This window comes from Streptomyces sp. NPDC088747, from assembly GCF_044751025.1.
In the GTDB taxonomy this organism is placed as follows: domain Bacteria; phylum Actinomycetota; class Actinomycetes; order Streptomycetales; family Streptomycetaceae; genus Streptomyces.
In genome coordinates this window covers 370,478-393,303 of sequence record NZ_JBIVKZ010000003.1, presented here as the reverse complement: position 1 = coordinate 393,303, position 22,826 = coordinate 370,478, and the positions used below count along the sequence as shown (strand labels likewise).

General features: G+C 71.1%; 19 protein-coding genes. 12 read left to right on the top strand and 7 right to left on the bottom strand.

Annotated features, from left to right (window positions below):
• Nucleotides 1–31: 31 nt before the first annotated feature.
• Together ACIP79_RS10120 and ppgK are read left to right on the top strand one after the other, a co-directional pair.
• On the top strand, nt 32–1,036 hold the full coding sequence (locus tag ACIP79_RS10120; RefSeq protein WP_401221708.1) for a 4-hydroxy-3-methylbut-2-enyl diphosphate reductase: 1,005 nt from the start codon (nt 32–34) through the stop codon (nt 1,034–1,036).
• A 94-nt stretch (nt 1,037–1,130) separates the two neighbouring features.
• On the top strand, nt 1,131–1,877 hold the full coding sequence (ppgK, locus tag ACIP79_RS10115; RefSeq protein WP_383680235.1) for a polyphosphate--glucose phosphotransferase: 747 nt from the start codon (nt 1,131–1,133) through the stop codon (nt 1,875–1,877).
• Between the two features lie 195 nt (nt 1,878–2,072).
• Here ppgK and ACIP79_RS10110 read toward each other — a convergent pair whose 3' ends face one another.
• The gene (locus tag ACIP79_RS10110; protein WP_401221706.1) at nt 2,073–2,492 is read right to left on the bottom strand and encodes a DUF6542 domain-containing protein; all 420 of its coding nucleotides are present in this window, start codon (nt 2,490–2,492) and stop codon (nt 2,073–2,075) included.
• 340 nt (nt 2,493–2,832) lie between these two features.
• On the opposite strand from ACIP79_RS10110, the gene ychF reads away from it, so the two are divergent.
• A complete protein-coding gene (gene ychF / locus ACIP79_RS10105) occupies nt 2,833–3,921 on the top strand; it encodes a redox-regulated ATPase YchF (protein WP_383680238.1) in 1,089 nt (362 codons plus the stop codon).
• A 112-nt stretch (nt 3,922–4,033) separates the two neighbouring features.
• Here the strand turns inward: ychF and ACIP79_RS10100 are convergent, their stop codons facing one another.
• Nucleotides 4,034–4,615 (bottom strand): Uma2 family endonuclease, encoded by a 582-nt coding sequence (locus ACIP79_RS10100; RefSeq protein WP_401221704.1) that lies wholly within the window; start codon nt 4,613–4,615, stop codon nt 4,034–4,036.
• A 108-nt stretch (nt 4,616–4,723) separates the two neighbouring features.
• On the opposite strand from ACIP79_RS10100, the gene ACIP79_RS10095 reads away from it, so the two are divergent.
• Nucleotides 4,724–5,251 carry a hypothetical protein gene (locus ACIP79_RS10095; protein ID WP_401221702.1) on the top strand — a complete coding sequence of 176 codons (528 nt, stop codon included), beginning with the start codon at nt 4,724–4,726 and terminating at the stop codon, nt 5,249–5,251.
• Nucleotides 5,252–5,339: 88 nt separating this feature from the next.
• Here ACIP79_RS10095 and ACIP79_RS10090 read toward each other — a convergent pair whose 3' ends face one another.
• From ACIP79_RS10090 to ACIP79_RS10075, 4 genes are all read right to left on the bottom strand, one after another.
• Nucleotides 5,340–6,263, bottom strand: a complete 924-nt coding sequence (locus ACIP79_RS10090; RefSeq protein ID WP_401221701.1) for a lysostaphin resistance A-like protein — start codon at nt 6,261–6,263, stop codon at nt 5,340–5,342.
• Between the two features lie 167 nt (nt 6,264–6,430).
• The gene (locus tag ACIP79_RS10085) at nt 6,431–7,111 is read right to left on the bottom strand and encodes a response regulator (RefSeq protein WP_401221698.1); all 681 of its coding nucleotides are present in this window, start codon (nt 7,109–7,111) and stop codon (nt 6,431–6,433) included.
• Nucleotides 7,108–8,376, bottom strand: coding sequence for a sensor histidine kinase (locus tag ACIP79_RS10080; RefSeq protein WP_401221695.1), 1,269 nt, complete (start codon nt 8,374–8,376; stop codon nt 7,108–7,110). The genes ACIP79_RS10085 and ACIP79_RS10080 overlap by 4 nt, the downstream gene beginning before the upstream one ends.
• 207 nt (nt 8,377–8,583) lie before the next feature.
• Nucleotides 8,584–9,795, bottom strand: a complete 1,212-nt coding sequence (locus tag ACIP79_RS10075; RefSeq protein WP_401221692.1) for a serine hydrolase domain-containing protein — start codon at nt 9,793–9,795, stop codon at nt 8,584–8,586.
• A gap of 274 nt (nt 9,796–10,069) precedes the next feature.
• Between ACIP79_RS10075 and ACIP79_RS10070 the strand changes: the two genes are divergently transcribed.
• Nucleotides 10,070–12,520, top strand: coding sequence for a DEAD/DEAH box helicase (locus tag ACIP79_RS10070; protein ID WP_401221689.1), 2,451 nt, complete (start codon nt 10,070–10,072; stop codon nt 12,518–12,520).
• A gap of 309 nt (nt 12,521–12,829) precedes the next feature.
• Here the strand turns inward: ACIP79_RS10070 and ACIP79_RS10065 are convergent, their stop codons facing one another.
• Entirely contained in the window at nt 12,830–13,939 is a 1,110-nt protein-coding gene (locus tag ACIP79_RS10065) for a pyridoxal-phosphate dependent enzyme (RefSeq protein ID WP_401221686.1), read from the bottom strand.
• Nucleotides 13,940–14,190: 251 nt separating this feature from the next.
• Between ACIP79_RS10065 and ACIP79_RS10060 the strand changes: the two genes are divergently transcribed.
• The 7 genes from ACIP79_RS10060 (at nt 14,191) to ACIP79_RS10030 (ending at nt 22,787) form a co-directional block, all read left to right on the top strand.
• The gene (locus ACIP79_RS10060; protein ID WP_401221684.1) at nt 14,191–15,753 is read left to right on the top strand and encodes a S8 family peptidase; all 1,563 of its coding nucleotides are present in this window, start codon (nt 14,191–14,193) and stop codon (nt 15,751–15,753) included.
• Between the two features lie 319 nt (nt 15,754–16,072).
• A complete protein-coding gene (locus ACIP79_RS10055) occupies nt 16,073–17,290 on the top strand; it encodes a DUF4190 domain-containing protein (protein ID WP_401221681.1) in 1,218 nt (405 codons plus the stop codon).
• Nucleotides 17,291–17,437: 147 nt separating this feature from the next.
• Entirely contained in the window at nt 17,438–18,190 is a 753-nt protein-coding gene (locus tag ACIP79_RS10050; protein WP_401221678.1) for a GntR family transcriptional regulator, read from the top strand.
• Between the two features lie 314 nt (nt 18,191–18,504).
• Nucleotides 18,505–18,687, top strand: a complete 183-nt coding sequence (locus ACIP79_RS10045) for an SPOR domain-containing protein (protein ID WP_366696693.1) — start codon at nt 18,505–18,507, stop codon at nt 18,685–18,687.
• Between the two features lie 78 nt (nt 18,688–18,765).
• Nucleotides 18,766–19,194, top strand: coding sequence for a (deoxy)nucleoside triphosphate pyrophosphohydrolase (locus tag ACIP79_RS10040; protein ID WP_401221675.1), 429 nt, complete (start codon nt 18,766–18,768; stop codon nt 19,192–19,194).
• A 257-nt stretch (nt 19,195–19,451) separates the two neighbouring features.
• The gene (locus ACIP79_RS10035; RefSeq protein ID WP_401221673.1) at nt 19,452–19,895 is read left to right on the top strand and encodes an ATP-binding protein; all 444 of its coding nucleotides are present in this window, start codon (nt 19,452–19,454) and stop codon (nt 19,893–19,895) included.
• 243 nt (nt 19,896–20,138) lie between these two features.
• Nucleotides 20,139–22,787, top strand: coding sequence for a SpoIIE family protein phosphatase (locus ACIP79_RS10030; RefSeq protein ID WP_401221670.1), 2,649 nt, complete (start codon nt 20,139–20,141; stop codon nt 22,785–22,787).
• Nucleotides 22,788–22,826: the final 39 nt, after the last annotated feature.

The following is a 22,826-nucleotide window of genomic DNA, read 5'->3' as shown; positions in this document are numbered from 1 at the left end:
CGATCTTTGACCTGTCGAGCGCGGCCTTACGATGGGACGCATGACTGCTTCGTCTGGCCGCCGTGTCCTGCTCGCCGCCCCCCGGGGCTACTGCGCGGGTGTGGACCGCGCCGTGATCGCCGTCGAGAAAGCCCTTGAGCAGTACGGGGCCCCGATCTATGTCCGCCACGAGATCGTCCACAACAAGTACGTCGTGCGCACCCTGGAGAAGAAGGGCGCGATCTTCGTCGAGCAGACGGCGGAGGTCCCCGAGGGGTCCATCGTCATGTTCTCGGCGCACGGCGTCGCCCCGGCCGTCCACGACCAGGCCGCGGCCGGGAAGCTCGCCACCATCGACGCGACCTGCCCGCTGGTCACCAAGGTCCACAAGGAAGCAGTCCGCTTCGCCAAGGAGGACTACGACATCCTCCTGATCGGCCACGAGGGCCACGAGGAGGTCATCGGCACCTCCGGTGAGGCCCCCGAGCACATCACCCTGGTCGACGGCCCCTCGGACGTCGCCCAGGTCGAGGTCCGCGACCCCTCCAAGGTGGTCTGGCTCTCCCAGACCACGCTGTCGGTCGACGAGACCATGGAGACCGTCGACGCCCTCAAGGAGAAGTTCCCGCAGCTCATCTCCCCGCCGAGCGACGACATCTGCTACGCCACGCAGAACCGCCAGATCGCCGTGAAGAAGCTCGCCGAGGACGCCCAGCTGGTGATCGTGGTCGGCTCGAAGAACTCCTCGAACTCGATCCGGATGGTCGAGGTCGCCCTCGACGCGGGCGCGCCCAAGGCCCACCTGGTGGACTTCGCCTCCGAGATCGACGAGGCCTGGCTCGAAGGCGTCGACACGGTCGGCCTGACCTCGGGCGCCTCCGTCCCCGACGTGCTGGTGGAAGAAGTACTGGAATGGCTCGGCGAGCGTGGCTACGGCGACGTTGAGACGGTGAAGACGGCCGAGGAGTCCATCACCTTCTCCCTGCCGAAGGAGCTGCGCCGCGACCTGCGCGCGGAGGCGGCGGCCCTGGTGGCGGAACGCACCGGCGAGAAGTGACCGACAGGCGGTCGCGCGGCCTCCGGACGTGAAGGTACCGGGGCCGTGCGCCACCCGAGAAGTGACTGTCAGTGGCACGACGTAACGTGGGTCCATGCAGATCTTTGGTGTGGACATCGGCGGTTCCGGGATCAAGGGCGCTCCCGTGGACCTGGAACGCGGCGAACTGACGGAGGAGCGCTTCAAGGTGCTCACACCGCATCCCGCGACGCCTGACGCGGTGGCCGACGGCGTGCGGGACGTCGTCGCCCATTTCGGCTGGACCGGTCCCGTCGGCATCACCTTCCCCGGCGTGGTCACGGGTGAGGCCACCATCCGCACGGCCGCCAATGTCGACAAGGACTGGATCGACACCGACGCGCGGGCGCTGCTCAGCGGCAGACTCGGCGGCCTTCCGGTGACCGTGCTGAACGACGCGGACGCGGCGGGCGTCGCCGAGATGCAGTTCGGCGCGGGCCGCGACCGTCAGGGCACGGTCATCCTGCTCACCTTCGGCACGGGCATCGGCAGCGCCCTCTTCATCGACGGCGCCCTCGTGCCGAACACGGAGCTCGGCCACCTGGAGCTGGGCGGCCACGAGGCGGAGAAGCGCGCCTCCACCAAGGCCAAGGACGACCACGAGCTCACCTGGGAGCACTGGGCGCGCCGGGTCACGAAGTACCTCGCCCACCTGGAGATGCTCTTCTCGCCCGAGCTCTTCATCATCGGCGGGGGAGTCAGCCGCAAGGCCGACAAGTTCCTGCCCCTGATCGAGGACATCAAGGCGGAGATCGTCCCGGCGCAGCTCCAGAACAACGCGGGGATCGTGGGCGCGGCGATGCGCGCGGCGAAGGCCTCGTAGGGGCTTTTTAGGCGCTTCGCGGGGCTCGCCGGGGGAGTCGGGGCGGGCCGTGAGGAAGACGACCCGGGGCGTGGGGGGAGACGACTCGGGCCGCTGGAGTGCGCCCCGAACGCGCGGCGGACGACGCCGGGCGGTTGTACCGACCGGCGCGCCGTCTTCTCAGACCAGGACGCCGCCGGGCCTGTGGTTGCGCTCTCAGACCGGACGCCGCCGGGCCTGTGGCTGCGCCGCCCCCCGCTGCGCGGCCTGCCGGGTCATGAGCCGGGCCTTCCGCACGGTCGAGATGAGCCCCGCGATCAGCGTCCCCCCGTACAGCCATCCCGCCTGTACGGCGAGTGCGGTGAACAGTCCCATCAGCCGCCCCCCGATCCCGCCTCCGCCGTCACCGGCGACCGGCAGCAGCCCGAAGGCGAAGGCGATCGGGACGACGACCGGCGCGATGACGAGGTCACCGCGCCGCACCCACACCGCGGTCAGCGCGCAGACCGGCAGGAACAGCACTCCGTACACCACCATCGACGCCCCGAACAGCAGTTGGTCGACGCAGCCGAGTGCGAACATCACCGCGCCGCAGAACAGTCCGCCGCCCAGTCCGGTGAGCCGGGGGTTGGGCATCCCGCGTACCGCCTGGACGACCGGCGGAGCGGGCCGTCCGGTGGCCGCCGGGCTCCGCCGGACCGTACCGGCCGCACCCCGCCCGGCCTGCGAGGGAAAGGGCGCACCGCGGCGCGGTCCGTGCTGGGTTCCGGGCTGAGGGGGACGCGTCCTGTGTTGCTCCACTGGATCAACCTAGGTCGTTTTATGTGTGGAATAGGCCTTGGGACACGCCGTAGAGCCGACCTTGGGCAAGCGTTCGATACGTCGCCGGGGCGGGATCCGGCACGCCGTAGACTGGTGGATCGGCCCGCGCTCTCCCGGGGGCCTTCGCCCATCCTCACGTACGGGAAGTCGCAACGTGTCGCTCACGATCGGAATCGTCGGTCTGCCCAACGTCGGCAAGTCGACCATGTTCAACGCCCTGACCAAGAACGACGTGCTCGCGGCCAACTACCCGTTCGCCACGATCGAGCCGAACGTCGGCGTGGTCGGTGTGCCCGACGCGCGGCTGACGAAGCTGGCCGAGATCTTCAGCTCGCAGAAGATCCTGCCCGCCACCGTCGACTTCGTCGACATCGCCGGCATCGTGAAGGGCGCCTCCGAGGGGGAGGGCCTGGGCAACAAGTTCCTCGCGAACATCCGCGAGTCGGACGCGATCTGCCAGGTCATCCGCGCCTTCAAGGACGAGAACGTCGTACACGTCGACGGCAAGGTCTCGCCCAAGGACGACATCGAGACGATCAACACCGAGCTGATCCTCGCGGACCTCCAGACGATCGAGAAGGTCCTGCCGCGTCTCCAGCGCGAGTCGCGCATCAAGAAGGATATCGGCCCGAAGGTCGCCGCGGTCGAGGCGGCCCAGGCCATCCTGGAGAAGGGCGAGACCCTCTTCTCCGCGGGCATCGTCCAGGGCTCCGGCAACGAGGAACTGCTGCACGACCTGCACCTGCTCACCACCAAGCCGTTCCTGTACGTCTTCAACGTCGACGAGGACGAACTGGTCGACGACGAGTTCAAGGCCGAGCAGCGCGCCCTGGTCGCCCCCGCCGAGGCGATCTTCCTCAACGCCAAGCTGGAGGCGGACCTCGCCGAGCTCGACGAGGAGGAGGCGATGGAGCTTCTGGAGTCGGTGGGCGTCGAGGAGCCCGGTATGGCGACGCTGGCCCGCGTCGGCTTCGACACCCTGGGCCTGCAGACCTACCTGACGGCCGGCCCGAAGGAATCCCGCGCCTGGACCATCAAGAAGGGCGCCACCGCCCCCGAAGCCGCCGGAGTCATCCACACCGACTTCCAGAAGGGCTTCATCAAGGCCGAGGTCATCTCCTTCGCCGACCTGGTGGAGACGGGATCGGTCGCGGAGGCACGGGCGAAGGGCAAGGCCCGTATGGAGGGCAAGGACTATGTGATGCAGGACGGGGATGTTGTGGAGTTCCGGTTCAACGTGTAGTCGTTTCGTTACTGCATGTTAGTTAATTTGGTCAAACGTGCAGGTCAGAAGGGGTCGGACCCTGACGAGTCCGACCCCTTCGGCATTCCCGTGCTGACTTGGTGCTGACTTTTCAGCCGCTTCGGGGCGGCGTGAGCTTGTCGAGGTCCAGGCCGACCTGGAAGGGCACCGGGCGTTGGAGGGTGCCCCGGAAGATCCCGGCGGGAGCGTAGGCGCCGGTGGGTTCGTCGAGCTCGTAGACGTGGACGACGGGTGCTCCGTCCTCGTCCTCGATGCACCAGTAGTGCGGGATGCCGGCCTCTGCGTACTTGCGGAGCTTTACCGTGCGATCGCGATGGGCGGACTCCGGGGATACGGCCTCCACGACGAGCTTCACGTCCTCCGGGGCGTACCAGGTGCGGTCGGGGTCGTAGGGCAGGTCCGTCAGCAAGAGGTCCGGCTCGGGGCGGTTGCGGGCATCGAGGCGGATCGTCATCTCCCGCTCGACCTCGAATCCGGCCGGTGCCTGCGCCATGAGCGTGGTGGTCAGGGCGGTGACGAGGCGGCCATGCCAGGACCGCTGGGGCGACATCATGAAGACGAGGGCTCCATCGATCAACTCCGTGTGGCGGGGTGCCTCGGGGAGGCGGTCGAGATCCTCCGCGAACCAGCCTTCCGCGCGCGGCGGGCGCATCCAGTCGGGCAGTGCGGTCATGGCTTCACGGTAGCGGCCCACAGCTCAAGCTGGAGAGCCAACGATCCCCGCCGGAGGATTTTCGGCAACTCGCCGCGCCGTGATCGGCCACCCACCTGACATCCGGCCATGAGCGACTCATCGGTCCAGATCGCCACAGTGGTCATCTCTGTGGCGGCTCTCGTCTTCTCAACGACAGCCGCGTTTTGGACCCTCGTCTACAACCGACGTCAGGCGAGAGCGATCGCGCACGCCAACGCCCTCACGGAAAGGGCGCAACGCGAGCAGGCGGAGCCGTACGTCATCGTCGACATCAGGCCTCGTATCCCTGGGTCATCGATGCTCGTGCTGGTGATCGAGAACATCGGACAGACCCTGGCCCGCAACGTACGCGTCTCGGTGAGCCCTCCGCTGCAGACCACTCTGGGGGCCGAGCGGGCTGCGACTCTCAATCGCGCTATTGGTCGCCCAATCGCCACCCTGCCTCCGACGCGCCGCATTCCCTTCGTCATGGACGTGGGCCATCAGTTGTTCTCCTCGGAGCTGCCCAAGGTCTACGAGTTCCGGGTGGAGGCGGAGGGGCCCTTCGGTCGCGTGGACCTGCTTACCTACGTTCCGCTTCAACGTGTAGTCGCGCCCGTACGTCACGTGCGGTAGTTCCTCGATCGTGCAGTCGGAAGGGGTCCGTCTCCTCGGAGGCGGACCCCTTCGTTCTCCCGTCCCGTGGGCGGCGCGGACAGCCCTGTCAGGGCCTGGCCGGTGTCTCCGTGGTGCTGGGGCGCCGGCGCGGGTGGAGGTGGCCTCGGCGTTTGGCGGTGCGGAGGAGCAGGATTGTGGGGATCGTGCAGACGAGGATGGCGAAGATGCTGGCCTCTGGGCCGAAGTCGCCTCCGGTGATCGCCGTGGGGCCGGACAGCGTGCCGTGGAGCAGGCCGGTGGGCATGTCCTCGTTGCCGGAGACGGTGACGCCGAAGACGCCGCTCAGGGCGAAGTTCCAGCCGAAGTGCAGGCCGATCGGGAGCCAGAGGGTGCGGGTGGCGGCGTAGGCCGCGCCGAGCATCAGGCCGGCCTCGATGGCGATGGCGAGCGCGCCCCACACGGTGGCCCCGGAGTTGACCAGGTGAAGAACCCCGAACAGCACGCCCGAGACCACCAGCGCACCGCGGGTGCCGGCAAGGTCCTCGACGAGGCGGAAGACGATGCCGCGGAAGAGGAGTTCCTCGACGACCGCGACCCCCGCCATCATCCCGAGCACGGTCAACGCGCCCCCGACGGACACCCCGCCCTTCGTGCCGTACCCGCCGAACAGGGTGATCAGCGCGAGCGTCGCGACGAACAGTCCGACGCCGCCCAGGGCGCCCAGGCGCAGGCCCGACCCGGCAGCGGAGGTGTCCAGCTCGGACGCGGGGCGCTGCTCCAGGAGCCGTACCGCCGCCGCGTAGACCGTGAGGGCGAGCACCGCGGCCGCCGCGCCGAACAGCAGCGACAGCACCGGGTTCTCGCCCGCCAGCGCCCGCATCCCCGCGGCGATCCCCGTCACCAGGACGAACAGCCCCACCATCACCGCCAGCCGCACCCCGGCCGGCCACACCCGGCGCGTCGGCTCGAACGGTGCCTGCGAGAACTGGTGGCGCACCCACCGCACCGCCCGCGCGTTCCTCAGTGACATGACACTTCCCATCGTCGACCGGCGGCCCGGCCGCCCCTGCATCGACGGGAACGCTACGAGCGGAGGGCACCCCCGAACGTCCCCCCGGGGTGGACAGCCGCGTGTAGCTCGCACGGGGGACAACGGGAAGTGGGCAACAAACAACGGGGCACGGGTGCCTGGACGGGTCAGGCCTGCGCGGTGACCAGGCCCACCCGGTAGGCGAACACGACCGCCTGGACGCGGTCGCGCAGGTCGAGCTTGGTCAGGATGCGCGACACGTACGTCTTGACCGTCTCGCGGCTGAGGACCATGCGGTCGGCGATCTCGGCGTTCGACAGTCCCTCGGCGATGAGTTTCAGCGCCTCGGTCTCGCGGGGAGCCAGCAGGGACAGGGCCTGGGTCGCGGCGGGTGTGTGGACCTCGGCCGGGCGGATCCGGTCGGCGAACCTGCCGACGAGCTGCCGGGTGACGGCGGGCGCCAGCAGGGACTCGCCCGCGGCGATCGTACGGATCCCGTCCACCAGTTCACGCGGCGCCGAATCCTTGAGCAGGAACCCGCTCGCGCCGGCCCGCAGTGCCTCGTACACGTACTCGTCGAGGTTGAAGGTGGTGACCACCAGGACCTTCACCGGGTCGGCGACCCCGGGTCCGGCCAGCAGCCGGGTCGCCTCGATGCCGTCGAGGAGCGGCATCCGGATGTCCATCACCACCACGTCCGGCCGCAGCCGTCCCGCGGCCTCCACCGCCGCACGGCCGTCGGCGGCCTCTCCCACGACCTCCAGGTCCGGCTGGGCGGCGAAGATGGTGACATAGCCGGTGCGCACCAGCTCCTGGTCCTCACAGACGAGGACCCTGATCGGCGTCATGCGTGCCTCCTGGCGGGAATCGCCTGTTCCCCGGCGGGTGTTGGCCGTCCGCCGAGGCGAACTCCGTCGTCCCCGGCGGGAATCCGGGCGCTGACGCTGAAACCGCCGTCCGGGCGGGCGCCGGCCAGGAGTTCCCCGCCGAACACGGCCACCCGCTCGCGCAGCCCGACCAGTCCGAGGCCGCCGCCCCGGCCCAGCGGTCCGGTCCCGGTGGCGGCCGGAACGGCGGGCGCCCCCTCGGTGGTCACCGCGACCTCGAGCTCGTCGTGCGCGTAGCGGACGGTGACGAGTGTCCGGTGGCCCGGCGCGTGCTTGAGGGCGTTGGTCAGACCCTCCTGCACCACGCGGTACGCGGCGAGTTCGACCCCCGAGGCCATCGTCGGCCGTTCTCCCGTCCGGGTCAGTTCCACGGGCTGGCCCGCCGCCCGGGTCCGCTCGACCAGTTCGCCCAACCGGCCCGGCGCCAGGGCGGGTTCCGCCGCGGAGGTGTCTCCCGGTAGTTCCGCGGCGGACGGGTCGCCGCCGGACGCCTGGAGTACGCCCAGGAGTTGCCGGAGATCGGCCAGGGCGTGCCGGCCCGAGTCGCCGATCGCGCCGAGGCCGTTGGCCACCTGGTCCGGGGCGTCGGCGAGCAGGAACAGGGCCGCGTCCGCCTGCACGGTCATCGCGGTGACGTGGTGGGTCACCACGTCGTGCAACTCCCGGGCGATACGGGCCCGCTCCTGGGCCGTCGCCGCCGCCACGCTGAGCCTGCGCCGCTCCTCCTCCCCGGCCTGCCGCGCCTGTACCGCCCGGCCCGCGGCCCAGCAACAGACCAGCACGAGCAGGATGAGGAGGAAGTCGGACGCCCGCTGCGGCGAGCCCCTGTGGTGCAGCCCGAGGGCGAACAGGGCGAACAGGGCGATCGCCGCGGCCGAGACCAGGACGAGACGCGGGCCGTCGACCCGCCTGCCGTGGGCCCCCACGCTGTAGAGGGCGATGTACAGCCCCACACTCGCGAACGTGGCCGGGAAAGCGGCCAGTTGGTGGACCGCGAAGGCCGCCGCCACCAGGGCGAGGCACACCCCCGGCCACCGTCGGCGTACCACCAGGGGCAACCACAGGGCGAGTGTCACCAGGACGCCCGGCAGGTCGGGCGAGCGCTTCGCCAGGTCGCCGAACTCCGCGCTGAGATGGGCCGTGGCCGGTGCGAACACCAACGGCGTCAGGGCGAGGGTGAACACCCCGTCGCGTACCAGCACGCCCAGCGCGTTCCAGCGCGCCACGGCACCTCTGACGCCCCCCGCCCGCACTGGTGTTGTCGCTCCGAACACACCGCGAGCCTAGTCCCCGCACGGACTCGGCGGCTCCCGCCCCGGACGGCTTCACACAGGCCAGGGGCCGACCCGATCGCGGGTCGGCCCCTGGCCTGTGCCTGTGCCTGTGTGGGTTGCGGATGTGGGGGTGGGTGCGGGTCCGGAAGGTCTACGGCATCAGCGGCCGACGCCTGGCGTGGCCACCGGGCGGTCGTAGATGTTGTCCGGGGTCACGATCTCGGTGATCGCGCGGGCGACGAGCGAGGACGGCTCCTGGCCCTCGTAGGTGATGTCGGTGTTCAGCATGAGCACCAGGGTGGCCTTCTTGGAGGGCAGGTACACGGTCACGGTCTCGTATCCGGGGATCGAGCCGTTGTGCCCGATCCAGCCGTCGGACTCGAAGATGCCGAGGCCGTAGCTCGTGCCGGGGTGGCCGGTCGGCAGCATCTTGAGCCGTTGCCGCTGGGTCTCGGGGCTCAGCAGCGTCCCGGTGGCGACGATCTTCGCCCAGCGGCGCAGGTCGTGCAGGTCCGAGATCATCGCCCCGGCCGCCCAGGCCCAACTGGGGTTCCAGTCCGTGGAGTCGGTGACCTCGCCGCTCAGCGTCTGGTTGGTGTAGCCGCGCGGGTGCGGCTCGGGGAACTCCGAGCCCTCCGGGAACAGCGTGCGGTGCAGGCCGGCCGGGTGGAGCACCCCCTTGTCGATGACATCGGCGAGGCGGTGACCGGTGACCTTCTCGATCACCAGGCCGAGCAGGATGAGGTTGCTGTTGTTGTACTCGAACTGCTTTCCCGGCGCGAAGGTGTTGGGGTGCTTGAAGCCGTACGCGAGCAACTCCCGCGGGGTGAACGGGCGCTGCGGGTCGCTCAGCAGGTCGTGCACGAAGTCCGGGTCGGAGCTGTACGGGAACAGGCCGCTGCGCATCTCGGCGAGGTGACGCAGGGTGATCCGGCGCCCGTTGGGCACGCCCTGGATGTACTTGGCGATCGGGTCGTCCAGCCGGATCCGCTTGTCGTCGACGAGCTTGAGCTGCGCGGTGACCGTGAAGGTCTTGGTCTCGCTGCCGATCCGCACGAAGGGACTGGTGGTCATCGGCTCGCCGGTGGCGGTGTCGGCGACCCCGCTCGCGCGGACGTAGTTTCCCTTGCCGGGCATCCACAGTCCGACGACGACGCCGGGGATGCCTGCCTCCTTGCGGACTTTCTCGACGGCCTTGTCCAAGCGGGCGGTCAGCTCGGGGCCGAGACCGCCTGGCCGGCACTCGTCCTTGTCGCAGCGGTCGATGGCCGCGGTGTGGTTCGCCGCCGCGGGAATCGCTGTCATCGGGGCCAGCACGGCCGCCGCGAGCAGGGCCGCGGCGAACAGACGGCGGGTGGGGGTACGTCGCATGTCGGGGCGCTTCTTCCAGGTCAGGGGCTCGGACGGCAACGTCACCATCCGGCCCCCGGATGGGGGTCTCCGTCCGGTACGCGCTTGCGCGAGTCCACTCGTTCGGCGCCACGCGGGATCCCGGGGACCCGTCACCGTTGCGCGCGGCGTCGGTTCCCGCGCGGCGCCAGGCCGCCCGCGCGGCTGTCCGGTTGTCCGGCGGTCCGGGAACCGTGACTGTCAGACCCCCGTGGAAGGATGCGCGCATCGGGGCGGATGGCACATGAGGGGCGTCATGGCGGGTGTCGAGAGGAGCGGGACTCCGGCGGGGCCGGGGAGAGCCGGGGTGCCCGGGAGCGGCGGCCAGGCTCCGCCGGTCGGGCGCGGCGCCCGGGAGTTGGTCACGGCGGGCGCGCGGTTGTACGGGGCCGCGCGGGCCCTGCTCACCGATCAAGCGCGGGCGCTGGAGGCGGTGCGGTCCGCTCTGGTACCGATCCACGCCGAGCTGGTCGGCGGGGAGCTCGACTCCATCCCCGTCTCGCGGCTGAAGGACGTCACCGAGGGACGGCTGCGGCTCGGCGCCCTGGAGGCGGCCGGGCTCGAGTCGGTGCGGGCGGTGTACGGGAAGAGCCGGTACGAGTTGCGGCAGTTGCCCGGAGTGGGCGAGCAGACCGCGGACCGGGCGCTCGCCGCCGCGCGGCAGATCGCGCGGGCGGTGGAGGAGACCGTCTCCGTGCGGATCGACGTCGACCGTCCCGAGCCCTTGACGACCGCCCTGGTCATCGCCCTGCGCACCCTCGTCGAGGCCGGTCCGGAGCTGCGCCGGGCCGTGGACGCGGCCACCCGGCTCGACGAGCGGCTCGGCACGCTGCTGACGGCGGCCCGGCCCGCCGCGGGGCGGCTGCGGATGGCGCTCGCGGGGCGGCACACGCGCGAGCGCGCGCTGGCGGCCCTCGTGGAGCTGCGCGAGCTGACCACCGGCGCCGCCGCCAAAGACGTACGGCTGCTGCTTGCCCAGGCGTCGACGGACCTGCTGCGCGAACCGGCCTCCGACATCGAGGCGTGGGTCGACTTCGAGCTGCGTTCCACGGAGTACTACAGCCAGCTCGCCGAGGTCTCGCGGCGGCGCCCGGACGTCGAGGCCTCCGAGGGGTTCCTGCCGTCGGAGGTCGCCGAGCGGGTGCACGCCCAGGAGCTCGACGACACGCACCGGCGGGTCTCGCTGCGCGGCTACCAGGACTTCGGCGCCCGCTTCGCGCTGGCCCAGCGGCGGGTCGTCCTCGGCGACGAGATGGGTCTCGGCAAGACCGTGCAGGCCATCGCGGTGCTCGCGCATCTCGCGGCGGCCGGGCACAGCCACTTCCTGGTCGTCTGCCCCGCCAGCGTGCTGATCAACTGGACGCGTGAGATCGGCGCGCGCAGCACCCTGCGGGCCCTGCCGGTGCACGGCTCCGAGCGGCTCGACGCGTACGAGGAGTGGTGGGAGCGCGGAGGCGTCGCGATCACCACGTACGACGTGCTGCACAGCCTGCCCGAGCCCGCGCCCGCCCAGGACGCGCGAGGGGCCAAGGGGCTCAGGGGGAACAGGGGAGGCAGGCCGGGCAGGGGCGCCAAGGCGGCCAGAGGGGTCAAGGGGGTCACGAGGGCCGAGGGCTTGGAGACGGCCGCGGGTGCCGTGGGCGCCAGGGAGCTGCCGGGCGGGAAACCGGGGATGCTCGTCGTCGACGAGGCGCACTACGTGAAGAACCCCGACACCCGCCGCTCCAGGGCGGTCGCGGCCTGGACCGGGCACTGCGACCGCGTCCTCTTCCTCACGGGCACGCCCATGGAGAACCGCGTCGAGGAGTTCCGCACCCTCGTCCGCTACCTCCAGCCCGGACTTCTCCCCGCCATCCACAACGGCAGCGCGGCGGCGGGCCCGCACGCCTTCCGCAGGTCCGTCGCCCCCGCGTATCTGCGCCGCAACCAGGGCGATGTCCTCACCGAACTGCCCGCCCTCCTCAAGGTCGACGAGTGGGAGGAGTTCGGGGCGGCGGACCGGGCCGCGTACCGCAGGGCCGTCGAGGAGGGGAACTTCATGGCGATGCGCCGCGCCGGGTACGCCGGCGCGGCGAGTTCGGCGAAGCTGCAACGGCTGCGTGAGCTGGTCGCGGAGGCGGCGGAGAACGGTCTGAAGGTCGTCGTGTTCTCCTACTTCAAGGATGTCCTCGACACCGTCGAACAGGCCCTGGGGGACGGGGTGTTCGGCCCGATCTCCGGCGCCGTTCCCGCCGTGCGCAGACAGCGGATGGTGGACGACTTCACGGCCGCCGCGGGACACGCGGTGCTGCTCTGCCAGATCCAGGCCGGCGGTGTCGGCCTCAACCTCCAGGCGGCCTCCGTGGTCATTCTCTGCGAGCCGCAGGTCAAGCCGACCATGGAGCATCAGGCGGTGGCCCGCGCCCACCGGATGGGCCAGGTCCGCCCCGTCCAGGTCCACCGCCTCCTCGCCACCGACAGCGTCGACCAGCGGCTCCTGGACATCCTGGAGAACAAGACCCGCCTCTTCGACGCCTACGCCCGCCGCAGCGACACCGCCGAACACACCCCGGACGCCGTCGACGTCTCGGACAGCGGCCTCGCCCGCAGGATCGTCGAGGAGGAACAGCAGCGGCTGGCGACCGGCGCCGCGGGGATCCCCAGGTCGGGGGAGATACCTGAGAGCCCGGACGCGCCGCGGAAGCCGGAGGGTGCGGGCGGTGCGTGAGGATGCGGAGGGTCCGGGCGGTGCGGAGGGGCGGTGCGGAGGGTCCGGGTGGTCCGGAGGGTCCGGGCGGTCCGGAGGATCCGGGAGGTCCGGGAGGTCCGGGAGGTCCGGGAGGTCCGGGAGGTCCGGGAGGTCCGGAGGGGCCGGGCGGTGCGAAGAGTCCGGACCGGTCCGGGCGGTCCGGAGGATCCAGGAGGTCCAGGAGGCCCGGGAGCTCCGGGAGGTCCAGGAGGTCCGGAGTGGCCGGAGGGTCCGGGCGGGCCGGAAGGCACTGCCTGACGCACCGGCCAGGGCCTTACGGCCAGGGCGTTACGGCCGGCGCGCCAGCCCCGTCTTCACCCCCGCCCCGCACAGAGGCACCACCGCCGACCGCTCGCCCAGCGCCCCTTCCCGGACAGCCGCCCAGCACGCCACCCCCGTCGACTCCACGTACAACCCCTGGGACGCCAGGTCCGTCTGCGCGTGCCGGATCTGGTCCTCGGTCACCGTCAGGAAGGCGCCTCCGGAGTCCCGTACCGCGCGCAGGATCTGGCGGGCGCGCGGCGGGCGCGGGATCGCGATGCCCTCGGCGAAGGTGGGGGCCGCCGGGGTCACCCCGAGCAGGTCGTCGGCGCCCGCCCGCCAGGCCTCGGCCAGCGGGGCGACCGCGGCGGCCTGGACCGCGTAGAGGGCCGGGCGGCGGTCGATCAGGCCCGCCGAGTGGAGTTCGGCGACGGCGAGGGCGGCGCCCAGCAGCAGGGTGCCGTTGCCGACGGGGACGACGAGGACCTCGGGGAGGCGCCCGCCCAGGTCCTCCCAGAGTTCGTGGACGTAGGTCTTGGTACCGGCCAGGAAGTACGGGTTGAAGACGTGCGAGGCGTAGAACACGCCCTCCTCGTCGGCCGCCTCCCGCGTGGCGGCCGCCGTGGCCTCACGGTCGCCGTCGACCACCCGCACCCGCGCGCCGTGCGCCCCGATCTGCTCCAGCTTCTTCGGCGACGTGCCCTCGGGCACGTACACGGTGCACGGCAGCGCGGCGCGCGCGCAGTACGCGGCGATCGCCGTGCCCGCGTTGCCGCTGCTGTCCGCGAGCACCTGCCGGGCTCCAAGGCGCAGGGCCAGTTCGGCCAGCATGACGGCGCCGCGGTCCTTGAACGACAGCGTCGGCGTCAGGAAGTCGAGCTTGGCGAAGACGTGGTCCCGGAGCGGGACCAGCGGGGTGCGGCCCTCGCCGAGGCTGAGGGTGGGCGCCGTCAGCGGCAGGCACTCCGTGTAGCGCCAGAGTGAATTGACCCGTCCGGTGAGGGACTTGAGGCCCGCCGGGGTCGGTGCGAAGTCCAGGTCGAGCGGGCCGCGGCAGGCCGGGCAGCACCAGGCGAGCGAACCGGCGGGCACGCGGGTGCCGTCCACCGGGCAGAAACAATCCGGCAAAGGTGTCATGTTCGCAGGTTAGATGCGCTGTTTGGTGACGTTGTGTCATGACTGGCATATGGCACCTGTGTTACGTCCACGCAGGACTCTTGTGCAATTCCTGTGGAAGCCCCAATCTTTCGGCTGACGCACAGGTTCTGCACAGGCCTCGGACAGGGTTCGCACGTGTGGTCATTCGCCCCACGAGTTGGCATGAACCTGCTCTGTTTGCGTTGCACCACCCCCCACCAGCGCACCACCGATTGAGGAGGATCCCTCAGATGGCAGTGATGCGTCACACCCGCCGAAGACTGGCCGGCATAGCGAGCGCCGCCCTCGTCCTCGGAGTCGTCTCCGCCCTTCCCGCGAACGCGGCACCGGAGCGAGTAGGACAGATCCAGTACGCGGGCGCCGCCAACGCGGTCGCCGACAGTTACCTCGTCACCCTGAAGGCGGACGCCGCGAAGGCCGGTTCCGCCGAGGGCAAGGCCCTGGCCGAGGAGTACGGGGCCACGATCGAGCGGACGTACAAGAAGGCCATCAACGGCTACGCGGTCGAGGCCACCGCGGCGGAGGCTGGGCGGTTCGCCGCCGACCCGGCCGTCGCCTCGGTCGTCCAGAACCGCACCTTCCGCATCAACGCGACCCAGCCCAGCCCGCCCTCCTGGGGCCTGGACCGCATCGACCAGAAGACCCTGCCGCTCAACAACAGCTACACCTACCCGGATTCGGCCGGGACGGGCGTGACTGCGTACATCATCGACACCGGCGTCCGCATCACGCACGGCGACTTCGGCGGCCGTGCCTCCTACGGCTACGACGCCGTCGACAACGACAACACCGCGCAGGACGGCAACGGCCACGGCACGCACGTCGCGGGCACGGTCGCCGGAACCGCGTACGGCGTCGCGAAGAAGGCGAGGATCGTCGGCGTCCGCGTCCTCAACAACGCGGGCTCGGGCACGACCGCCGGAGTCGTCGCGGGCATCGACTGGGTCGCCGCGAACGCGGTCAAGCCGGCCGTCGCCAACATGTCGCTCGGCGGCGGCGCGGACAGCACGCTCGACGCGGCCGTCCGGGGCGCGATCGCGTCCGGGGTCACCTTCGCCGTCGCGGCGGGCAACGACGGTGCCAACGCGTCGAGTTACTCCCCGGCCCGCGTCACCGAGGCCATCACCGTCGGCTCGACCACCTCGACCGACGCCCGCTCCAGCTTCTCCAACTACGGTTCCGTGCTGGACATCTTCGCCCCGGGTTCCTCGATCACCTCGACGTGGAACACCAGCGACTCGGCGACCAACACCATCTCCGGTACGTCGATGGCGACACCGCACGTGGCGGGCGCCGCGGCGGTCTACCTCGGCATCAACCCCTCGGCCACGCCCGCGCAGGTGGCGACGGGCCTGATCAACGCCTCGTCCACCGGCGTGGTCACCAACCCCGGCACGGGCTCGCCGAACCGGCTGCTCAACGTCGCCGGCGGCACCGTGACGCCGCCCGGTCCGCGCTTCGAGAACACCGCGGACTACGCGGTCGCCGACAACACCACCGTGGAGTCCCCGGTCACGGTGAGCGGTGTCACCGGCAACGCACCGGCGGCGCTGAGTGTGCCGGTGGCCATCGTCCACACCTACATCGGCGATCTCCAGGTCCAGTTGATCGCACCCGACGGCACGGCGTACACGCTCAAGGCGTACAGCACCGGCGGCAGCACCGACAACATCAACACCACGTACTCCGTGAACGCCTCCTCGGAGGCCGCCAACGGAGTGTGGAAGCTGCGAGTCAGCGACAACGCGGCGCAGGACGTGGGCCGCATCGACTCCTGGGCCCTGCAGTTCTGAGTCCCGGGCGGTGAACACCGGGTCGGGGTCCACGAGTAGGAACACATGAACCCCCGCTCATGAATCCCGGTCGGCGTGGTCGACCACTCGTCCTCGCGGTGCGGCCTCGGGTCCCGGACCCGGCCCGCCGCGAGGACGAGGCATGACGTGCGGGCGGGAAGGGACCGGGTGGGGCCCTGGAGCGCCCGGATGGTCGCGTTCGTGCCCCGCGTTCCGCCGTCCGCCCTCGCCACGTCTACGATTCGCCGAGTCGTGGGGCAGCTCGTACGGGAGTTCGTACGTCCTTTTCCGCCCCGCCCGGACTAGGAGCAAGGTACTCGTGGCCATACCCCCGCCGCCCGGCCCCCAGCAGCCCGAGGGCCAGTACCCGCCTCCGAACACGCAAGGCCCGTACCAGCAACAGCCGTACCAGCAACAGCAGTTCCAGCAGCCGTTCCCTCAGCAGTACCAGCCCTGGGGCTACGGCTACTCCCCGCAGAACAGCCCCGCGCCCGTCAACGGGCTGGCGATCTCCGCGCTCGTGCTCGGCTTCCTCTGTTTCCTGCCCGCCGTCGGGCTGCTGCTCGGGATCCTCGCGCTGGTGCAGATCAGGAAGAAGGGCGAGCGCGGCAAGGAGATGGCGATCGGGGGCATGGTGCTGTCCTCCCTCGGCCTCGTGCTGGCGCTGCTCGCGGTCGCCACGGGCGGCGCGCACGACTTCTGGGACGGCTTCAAGGAGGCGGCGAACGACTCCGGCGGCAGCACCTTCTCCCTCGTCAAGGGCGACTGCTTCGACGTGCCGGGCGGTTCGCTGGAGGGCGTGACGTACGACGTCGACAAGGTGCCGTGCGCGGGTGAGCACCAGGGTGAGGTGTACGCCAACTTCATCATGAGCGGCGGGAGTTATCCCGGAGACGGCGCGGTCGCGGACACGGCCGACGAGAGGTGCTACACGCTCCAGGACGCCTACGCGATGGACAGCTGGGCCGTGCCGGACGACGTCGACCTCTACTACTTCACGCCGACCCGGCAGAGCTGGCGGCTCGGCGACCGTGAGATCACCTGCGTCTTCGGGAACACGGACGCGACGGCCGGTCTGACCGGCTCGCTGCGCAGGGACGCCAAGACGCTCGACGCGGACCAGTTCATCTACCTGTCGGCGGCGCAGGTCCTCAACGCGGCGATGGACACCGAGCCCGACACGGAGTACGTCGAGGACGACCTGCCGGGCCACAAGCAGTGGGCGTCCAGGGTGGCGGACGCGCTCACCGAGCAGGCGGGCAGGCTCCGCGACCACACCTTCGCCCCGGACGCGGCCGCACCCGTGACCGCCCTCGTGAAGGACCTGGAGTCGGCGCGGGCGGAGTGGACGAAGGCGGCGGACGCGGCCGACGTGGACGCCTTCTACCTCCACTACGAGAAGGGGCTGGACCTCACCGACCCCCAGCAGACGGTCACCGCCCGCGAGGCTCTGGGCCTCGCCACCGACCCGCCTACGTACGGAGGGGACGACGGTTCGGGGGACGACGGCGGAGATGACACCGGGCTGGAGGTGTGACGGCGGCTATACCGGGGAGAAAGTGCCTGGGTAAAGCCCTCGGCGGGTACAAGTCATCACATCGAGTGATTCTTTGGCCTTTGCTTGCATGGCACAACCCACGGTTGCCAGGCTGTAGCTGTCTGTACAACCTGATGGGAGCGGCCAGTGACTTTCGGTGAGCAGCCGGCGTATCTGCGCGTCGCGGGTGATCTCCGCCAGAAGATCGTCGACGGTTCACTGCCACCGCACACCCGCCTCCCGTCACAGGCCAGGATCCGCGAGGAGTACGGCGTCTCGGACACGGTCGCGCTGGAGGCGCGCAAGGTGCTGATGGCCGAGGGCCTGGTGGAGGGCCGCTCCGGTTCGGGCACGTACGTCCGTGAGCGCCCGGTGCCGCGCAGCGTCGCCCGCTCCGGCTATCGCCCGGACAGTGGCGCGACCCCGTTCCGCCAGGAGCAGGCCGACGACTCCGTGCGGGGCACCTGGGAGTCCCACAGCCGGCAGACGGAGGCGAGCGTCGCGATCGCCGAGCGGCTCTCCGTCCAGCCGGGCGACCGCGTGATGTGCACGAACTACGTGTACCGCGACGGCGGCGAGGCGATGATGCTCTCCACCTCCTGGGAGCCCCTCGCCGTCACCGGGCGTACGCCGGTGATGCTCCCCGAGGAGGGCCCGCTCGGCGGCATGGGCGTGGTCGAGCGCATGGCGGCCATCGACGTGATCGTGGACAACGTCACGGAGGAGGTGGGTGCCCGCCCGGGCCTCGCCGAGGAACTCCTCGCGCTGGGCGGCGTTCCCGGGCACGTGGTCGTCGTCATCCAGCGGACGTTCTTCGCGTCGGGGCGTCCGGTCGAGACGGCGGACGTCGTCGTCCCGGCGGACCGGTACCGCATCGCGTATCACCTGCCGGTGAAGTAGCCGCGGGACAAGGGCGCGAGGGCCGCCGTAGGTGAAGCGGCCCCCGCCTGGCTCCGGTTGGAATCTGGCCTTTCTCAACTTCCCTGCTCCGCACCGACTTTGCCCTGTTGAGACGCGCTCAGGCGGAGCTCGACGGCGCGTTCGGCGGCGTACGCCCCCGGACTCAAGTCCGCTTGCTGGCTGGTTGCGTACCTCTTTGTGAAAAGCCGTATTCGCTGCGTGAAGGTTAGGCGTAGGCTCGGGCATATGCGGATTGCGGTTTCGTCAGAGGTCGAGGCGCGGCGGGGGCCCGGGGCGGGAAGTGGAGGGGCTCGATGAACGACGGCACGATCACTCTTCCCTGGCTCGTCATCCGGCAGGACGACAACGGCAACCGCTACCGCGTGGGCAGGTACGCGACCCGGGCCGAGGCCCAGAAGATCGCCGACAGTCTCGACGCACGCGGCCACAAGCAGCTCTACTGGGTCGAGCGGATCGGGCAGAACGGAAGCAGGTGACCCGCGGGCGACCGGATCGCGGACCGCTCGCGCGTGCGTCCCGCCGGGGCTCGGGGGCGCTCCCGTAGGCTCCGGCGCATGACCGAACGGATCGTGGTCGTCGGAGCCGCCCTTCTGGACGCCGGCCGACTGCTCGCCGCCCGCCGCAGCGCGCCTCCCGAGCTCGCCGGACGCTGGGAGCTGCCCGGCGGCAAGGTGGAGCCGGGCGAGACCCCCGAGGGCGCCCTGGCGCGCGAACTGCGTGAGGAGCTCGGCATCACGGCGGAGCCCTCCGGCCGCGTCCCGGGGGAGTGGCCCCTCCGGGCGCCGTACGTCCTCCAGGTGTGGACCGCCCGACTGCTCCCCGGCTCGGACGACCCGAAGCCGCTCCAGGACCACGACGAGCTGCGCTGGCTGACGCCGGGGGAGATCTGGGACGTGGAGTGGCTGGACCAGGACGTGCCCGCCGTGCGGGCGGTGCTGACGATGTGGGACGCCGGGCAGGCCTTCGGGGCCCCGTCGGCGTGACCCGGACCCGTGTGCGCCTGCCCGGCGCTGGGCGTGCCGCCCTGGGTGAGCCGCTCCGGGGGTGAGCCGTCGCGGGGGTGGTCCGGCTGCCGCGGTCGGCGCGGAAGGAAGGCGGGCGGCGGGCGTGTCGAGCCGGGGGCCGGAATCGGAGGGCGCGCGTGACGCCCGGGTCCTGGGGCTCGTACGCCGTTCGCGCCACCGTGCGCCAAGAGGTGCGGTAAACCATCCAGGATATCGGGTATGTGCCCATTAACCCCATGAAACCGGACATGGGTGTGCTCCTCGCCCGGGAAGTGATCGGCGTGATCGACACCGAAGGCGCCTGCACCGAGTGGACTTTTCCCGCGGAGCCGGGTGCCGTCCGCGCCGCACGTGCCGTGGTCCGGGACCAACTGCGCGCCTGGGAGCTGGACTCCCTGGCCGACATCGCCGCGCTGCTGGTCAGCGAGCTGGTGACGAACTCCCTGCGGCACGCCACGGGCCCCATCGGCGTACGGCTCGTCCGGCCGGGCGGCGCCTCCGGCGTCCTGCTGGTGGAGGTCTCCGACCCGCTGCCCGACCCGCCCCGCGAACGCTCGGCCGGCAGCGACGACGAGGGCGGCCGCGGACTCCAGCTAGTGGCCAGGGCGTCCCGGCACTGGGGCACGCGTCCGGGGGACTCCGGCAAGACTGTCTGGTTCGAGCTGGCGGTGCCCGCGTGAGGCACCTCGGTCCAGGGTGTGGACAACCTACTGGTTCAGGCCACTGGTGTTGGCTGGAGTCTTTGATTCGACGGGGTGCCACCTGGTTAGAAGACTGGGAGTATGTCGCGGCCGGTCCAAAAAGCGTCTGGACCGAGCTGTGATCGTGAACACCGTGTTGTGCGGCGCCGTAGTACTGGATACTGCGGTCAGCCGCCCCCGGTGACCGGTGCCGGACGCGGTGAGCTGGAGGGGACGGTTCGCGTGAGCGAGATACCAGCGAAGGCCACGGAGTCCGAGGACCCGTCGGGCGGCGCGAGGGCTGACGGCGTGGGCGACTCCGCCGTGGGCGGCTCAGTGGTGCGCCGGTCCGCCCTGGACTTGGGAATGGGCGACGCGGGCGGCGACACGGCGGGCGACGGTATGTGGCAGAGCAGCCCGCCCGGTTCGATCTACGACTACATCAAGGTGGCCTCGTTCTCCATAGGCGCCGACGGGCTGGTCGACCAGTGGAGCCTGCGCGCGGAGCAGCTCTTCGGGATAGCCGCCGAGCACGCCGTCGGTATGGACCCCATCGCGGCGTTCGTCGCCCCCGACCGGCGCGAGTTCGGGCAGCGGAAGATGGCGGAGATCCTCGACGGCCGGGAGTGGACCGGTGTGGTCCCCTTCCAGATGCCCCGCACCGAGGCAGGTGAGGAGGGTGCCGAGGGCCTCGCCGAGGTGTATGTGATGCCCACCACTACGGAGGACGGCGAGCGAGCCGCCGTCTGCATCGTCGTGGACGTCCGCACCCTCCGCCGTATCGAGACCGATCTCGCCGCCTCGCAGGCGATTTTCGGTCAATCTCCGTTCGGCTTCCTGCTGATCGACACCGACCTCCGGGTCCGGCGTGCCAACCAGCGGTTCGCTTCGATCTTCGGCGGCACTCCCGCCGACCACCGGGGCCGCGGAGTGCACGACTACCTGCCGCGCGCCGAGGCCGAGCGGCTCTCGGCGACCCTGCGCCGTGTCCTGGAGACCGGCGACTCCGTCACGGACATGCACGTCACGGGATTCGTGCCGGGCTCCGAGGAGCGCCGCCACTGGTCCGTCAACCTCTACCGCGTGCACAGCGGCAGCGGGCGCCCCATCGGCATCGCCTGGCTCGGAACCGACGTCACCTCCCGCCGAGCCGCCGCCCGCGAAGCCGCCTCCGCGCGGCGCAATCTCGCCCTTCTGAACGAGGCCGGCGCCCGCATAGGCAACTCCCTCGATCTGGAGACCACCGCCCGCGAACTCCTCGACGTCGTCGTGCCCGGTTTCTGCGACCTCGCCACCGTCGACCTCTACCAGGTCCTCCTGGCGGGCGACGAGACCCCGCCGGGGCTCGCCGACGGCAGTGCCGAACTGCGCCGGGTCGCCTTCGCCAGCGCCGTCTCCGACGCGCCCTTCGTCGGCGGACCCGCGCCCGTCTCCGTCGGCGCCGTCCACCACTTCCCGTTCAGCTCGCGCTGCGCGGACGCCCTGCGCACCGGCCGCCCCCAGTACGTGCCCGCCGAAGAGGGCGGTCTCATCCAGTCCACGCTCGCCGTGCCGATGGTCGCCCACGACACCGTGGTGGGCCTGGCGCAGTTCTCGCGTACGAAGGGCAGCGAGCCGTTCGGGGACCGCGACCGGGCCCTCGCGGTGGAGCTCGCCGCGCGTGCCGCGGTCTGTATCGACAACGCGCGTCTGTACCGACGTGAGCACGAACGCGCACTGATCCTTCAGCGGTCCCTGCTGCCGCCGGGCGACCCCGAGGCCTCAGGACTGGACATCGCGTGCCGGTATCTGCCGGGCAACGCGGCCACCGAGGTCGGCGGCGACTGGTTCGACGTCATCGAACTCCCCGGTCACCGCACCGCGTTGGTCGTCGGCGACGTGATGGGGCGCGGTCTGCGCGCGGCCGTGGCGATGGGCGAACTGCGTACCGCCGTACGGACGCTGGCCCTGCTAGACCTCGAACCCGCCGAGGTGCTCTCCGCGTTGGACGAGATCGCCCGCGGGCTCGGTACGCCGGGCGGCGTTCAGCAGGCCACCCGCGCGGCCCGCCAGCCCCGTGACGCCGACCTGTCCGAGGTCTACCTCGCCACCTGCGTGTACGCGGTCTACGACTCCGTCACGCGCCGGTGCACCTTCGCCAACGCCGGGCATCTGCCGCCGGTCCTGGTGGAGCCGGGGGAGGCCGCGCTGATGCTCGACGTGCCGCCGGGGGTGCCGCTGGGTGTCGGCGGCGAGCCCTTCGAGGAGGTCGAGGTCGAACTTCCCGAGGGTGCTCTTTTGGCGCTCTACACGGATGGACTGGTCGAATCGCGCGACCACCCCCTCGATGAGGGACTCCAGGCCTTCGTCGGCGCCCTGACCGACCCTTCCAGCCCCCTTGAGGACGTCTGCGACCACGTCCTGAACACCCTCGACACGCACCACGGCGAGGACGACATCGCGTTGCTCATGGCACGGGTCCAGGGGCTGCCGACCGACTCCGTCGGCGACTGGACGCTGCCGCGCGAGCCGCGCAGCGTCGGCCGGGCCCGGGAGTACGCCCGTACGCAACTGGTCGCCTGGGACCTGGAGCCGCTCGTCGACACCACCGAGCTGCTGGTCAGCGAGCTGGTCACCAACGCCCTGCGGTACGGCGAGGGGGAGATCAGGCTCCGGCTGCTCCTGGACCGGACGCTGGTGTGCGAGGTCTGGGACGCCGGGCTCGTGCAGCCTCGGCGCCGTCGGGCGCGCGACACGGACGAGGGCGGGCGCGGCCTCCAGCTCGTCGGGCTGCTGTCGGCCGCGTGGGGCTCACGACGGACGCCGCGCGGCAAGACGGTGTGGTTCGAGCTTCCGCTGCCGGACGGGGGGACGCTGGCGGACCCGGCGGAGGCGTTGTTGAGCTTGTTCTGACGCGGGCCTGTTCTCAGGTCGGCCCGAGCTGATGGCGGT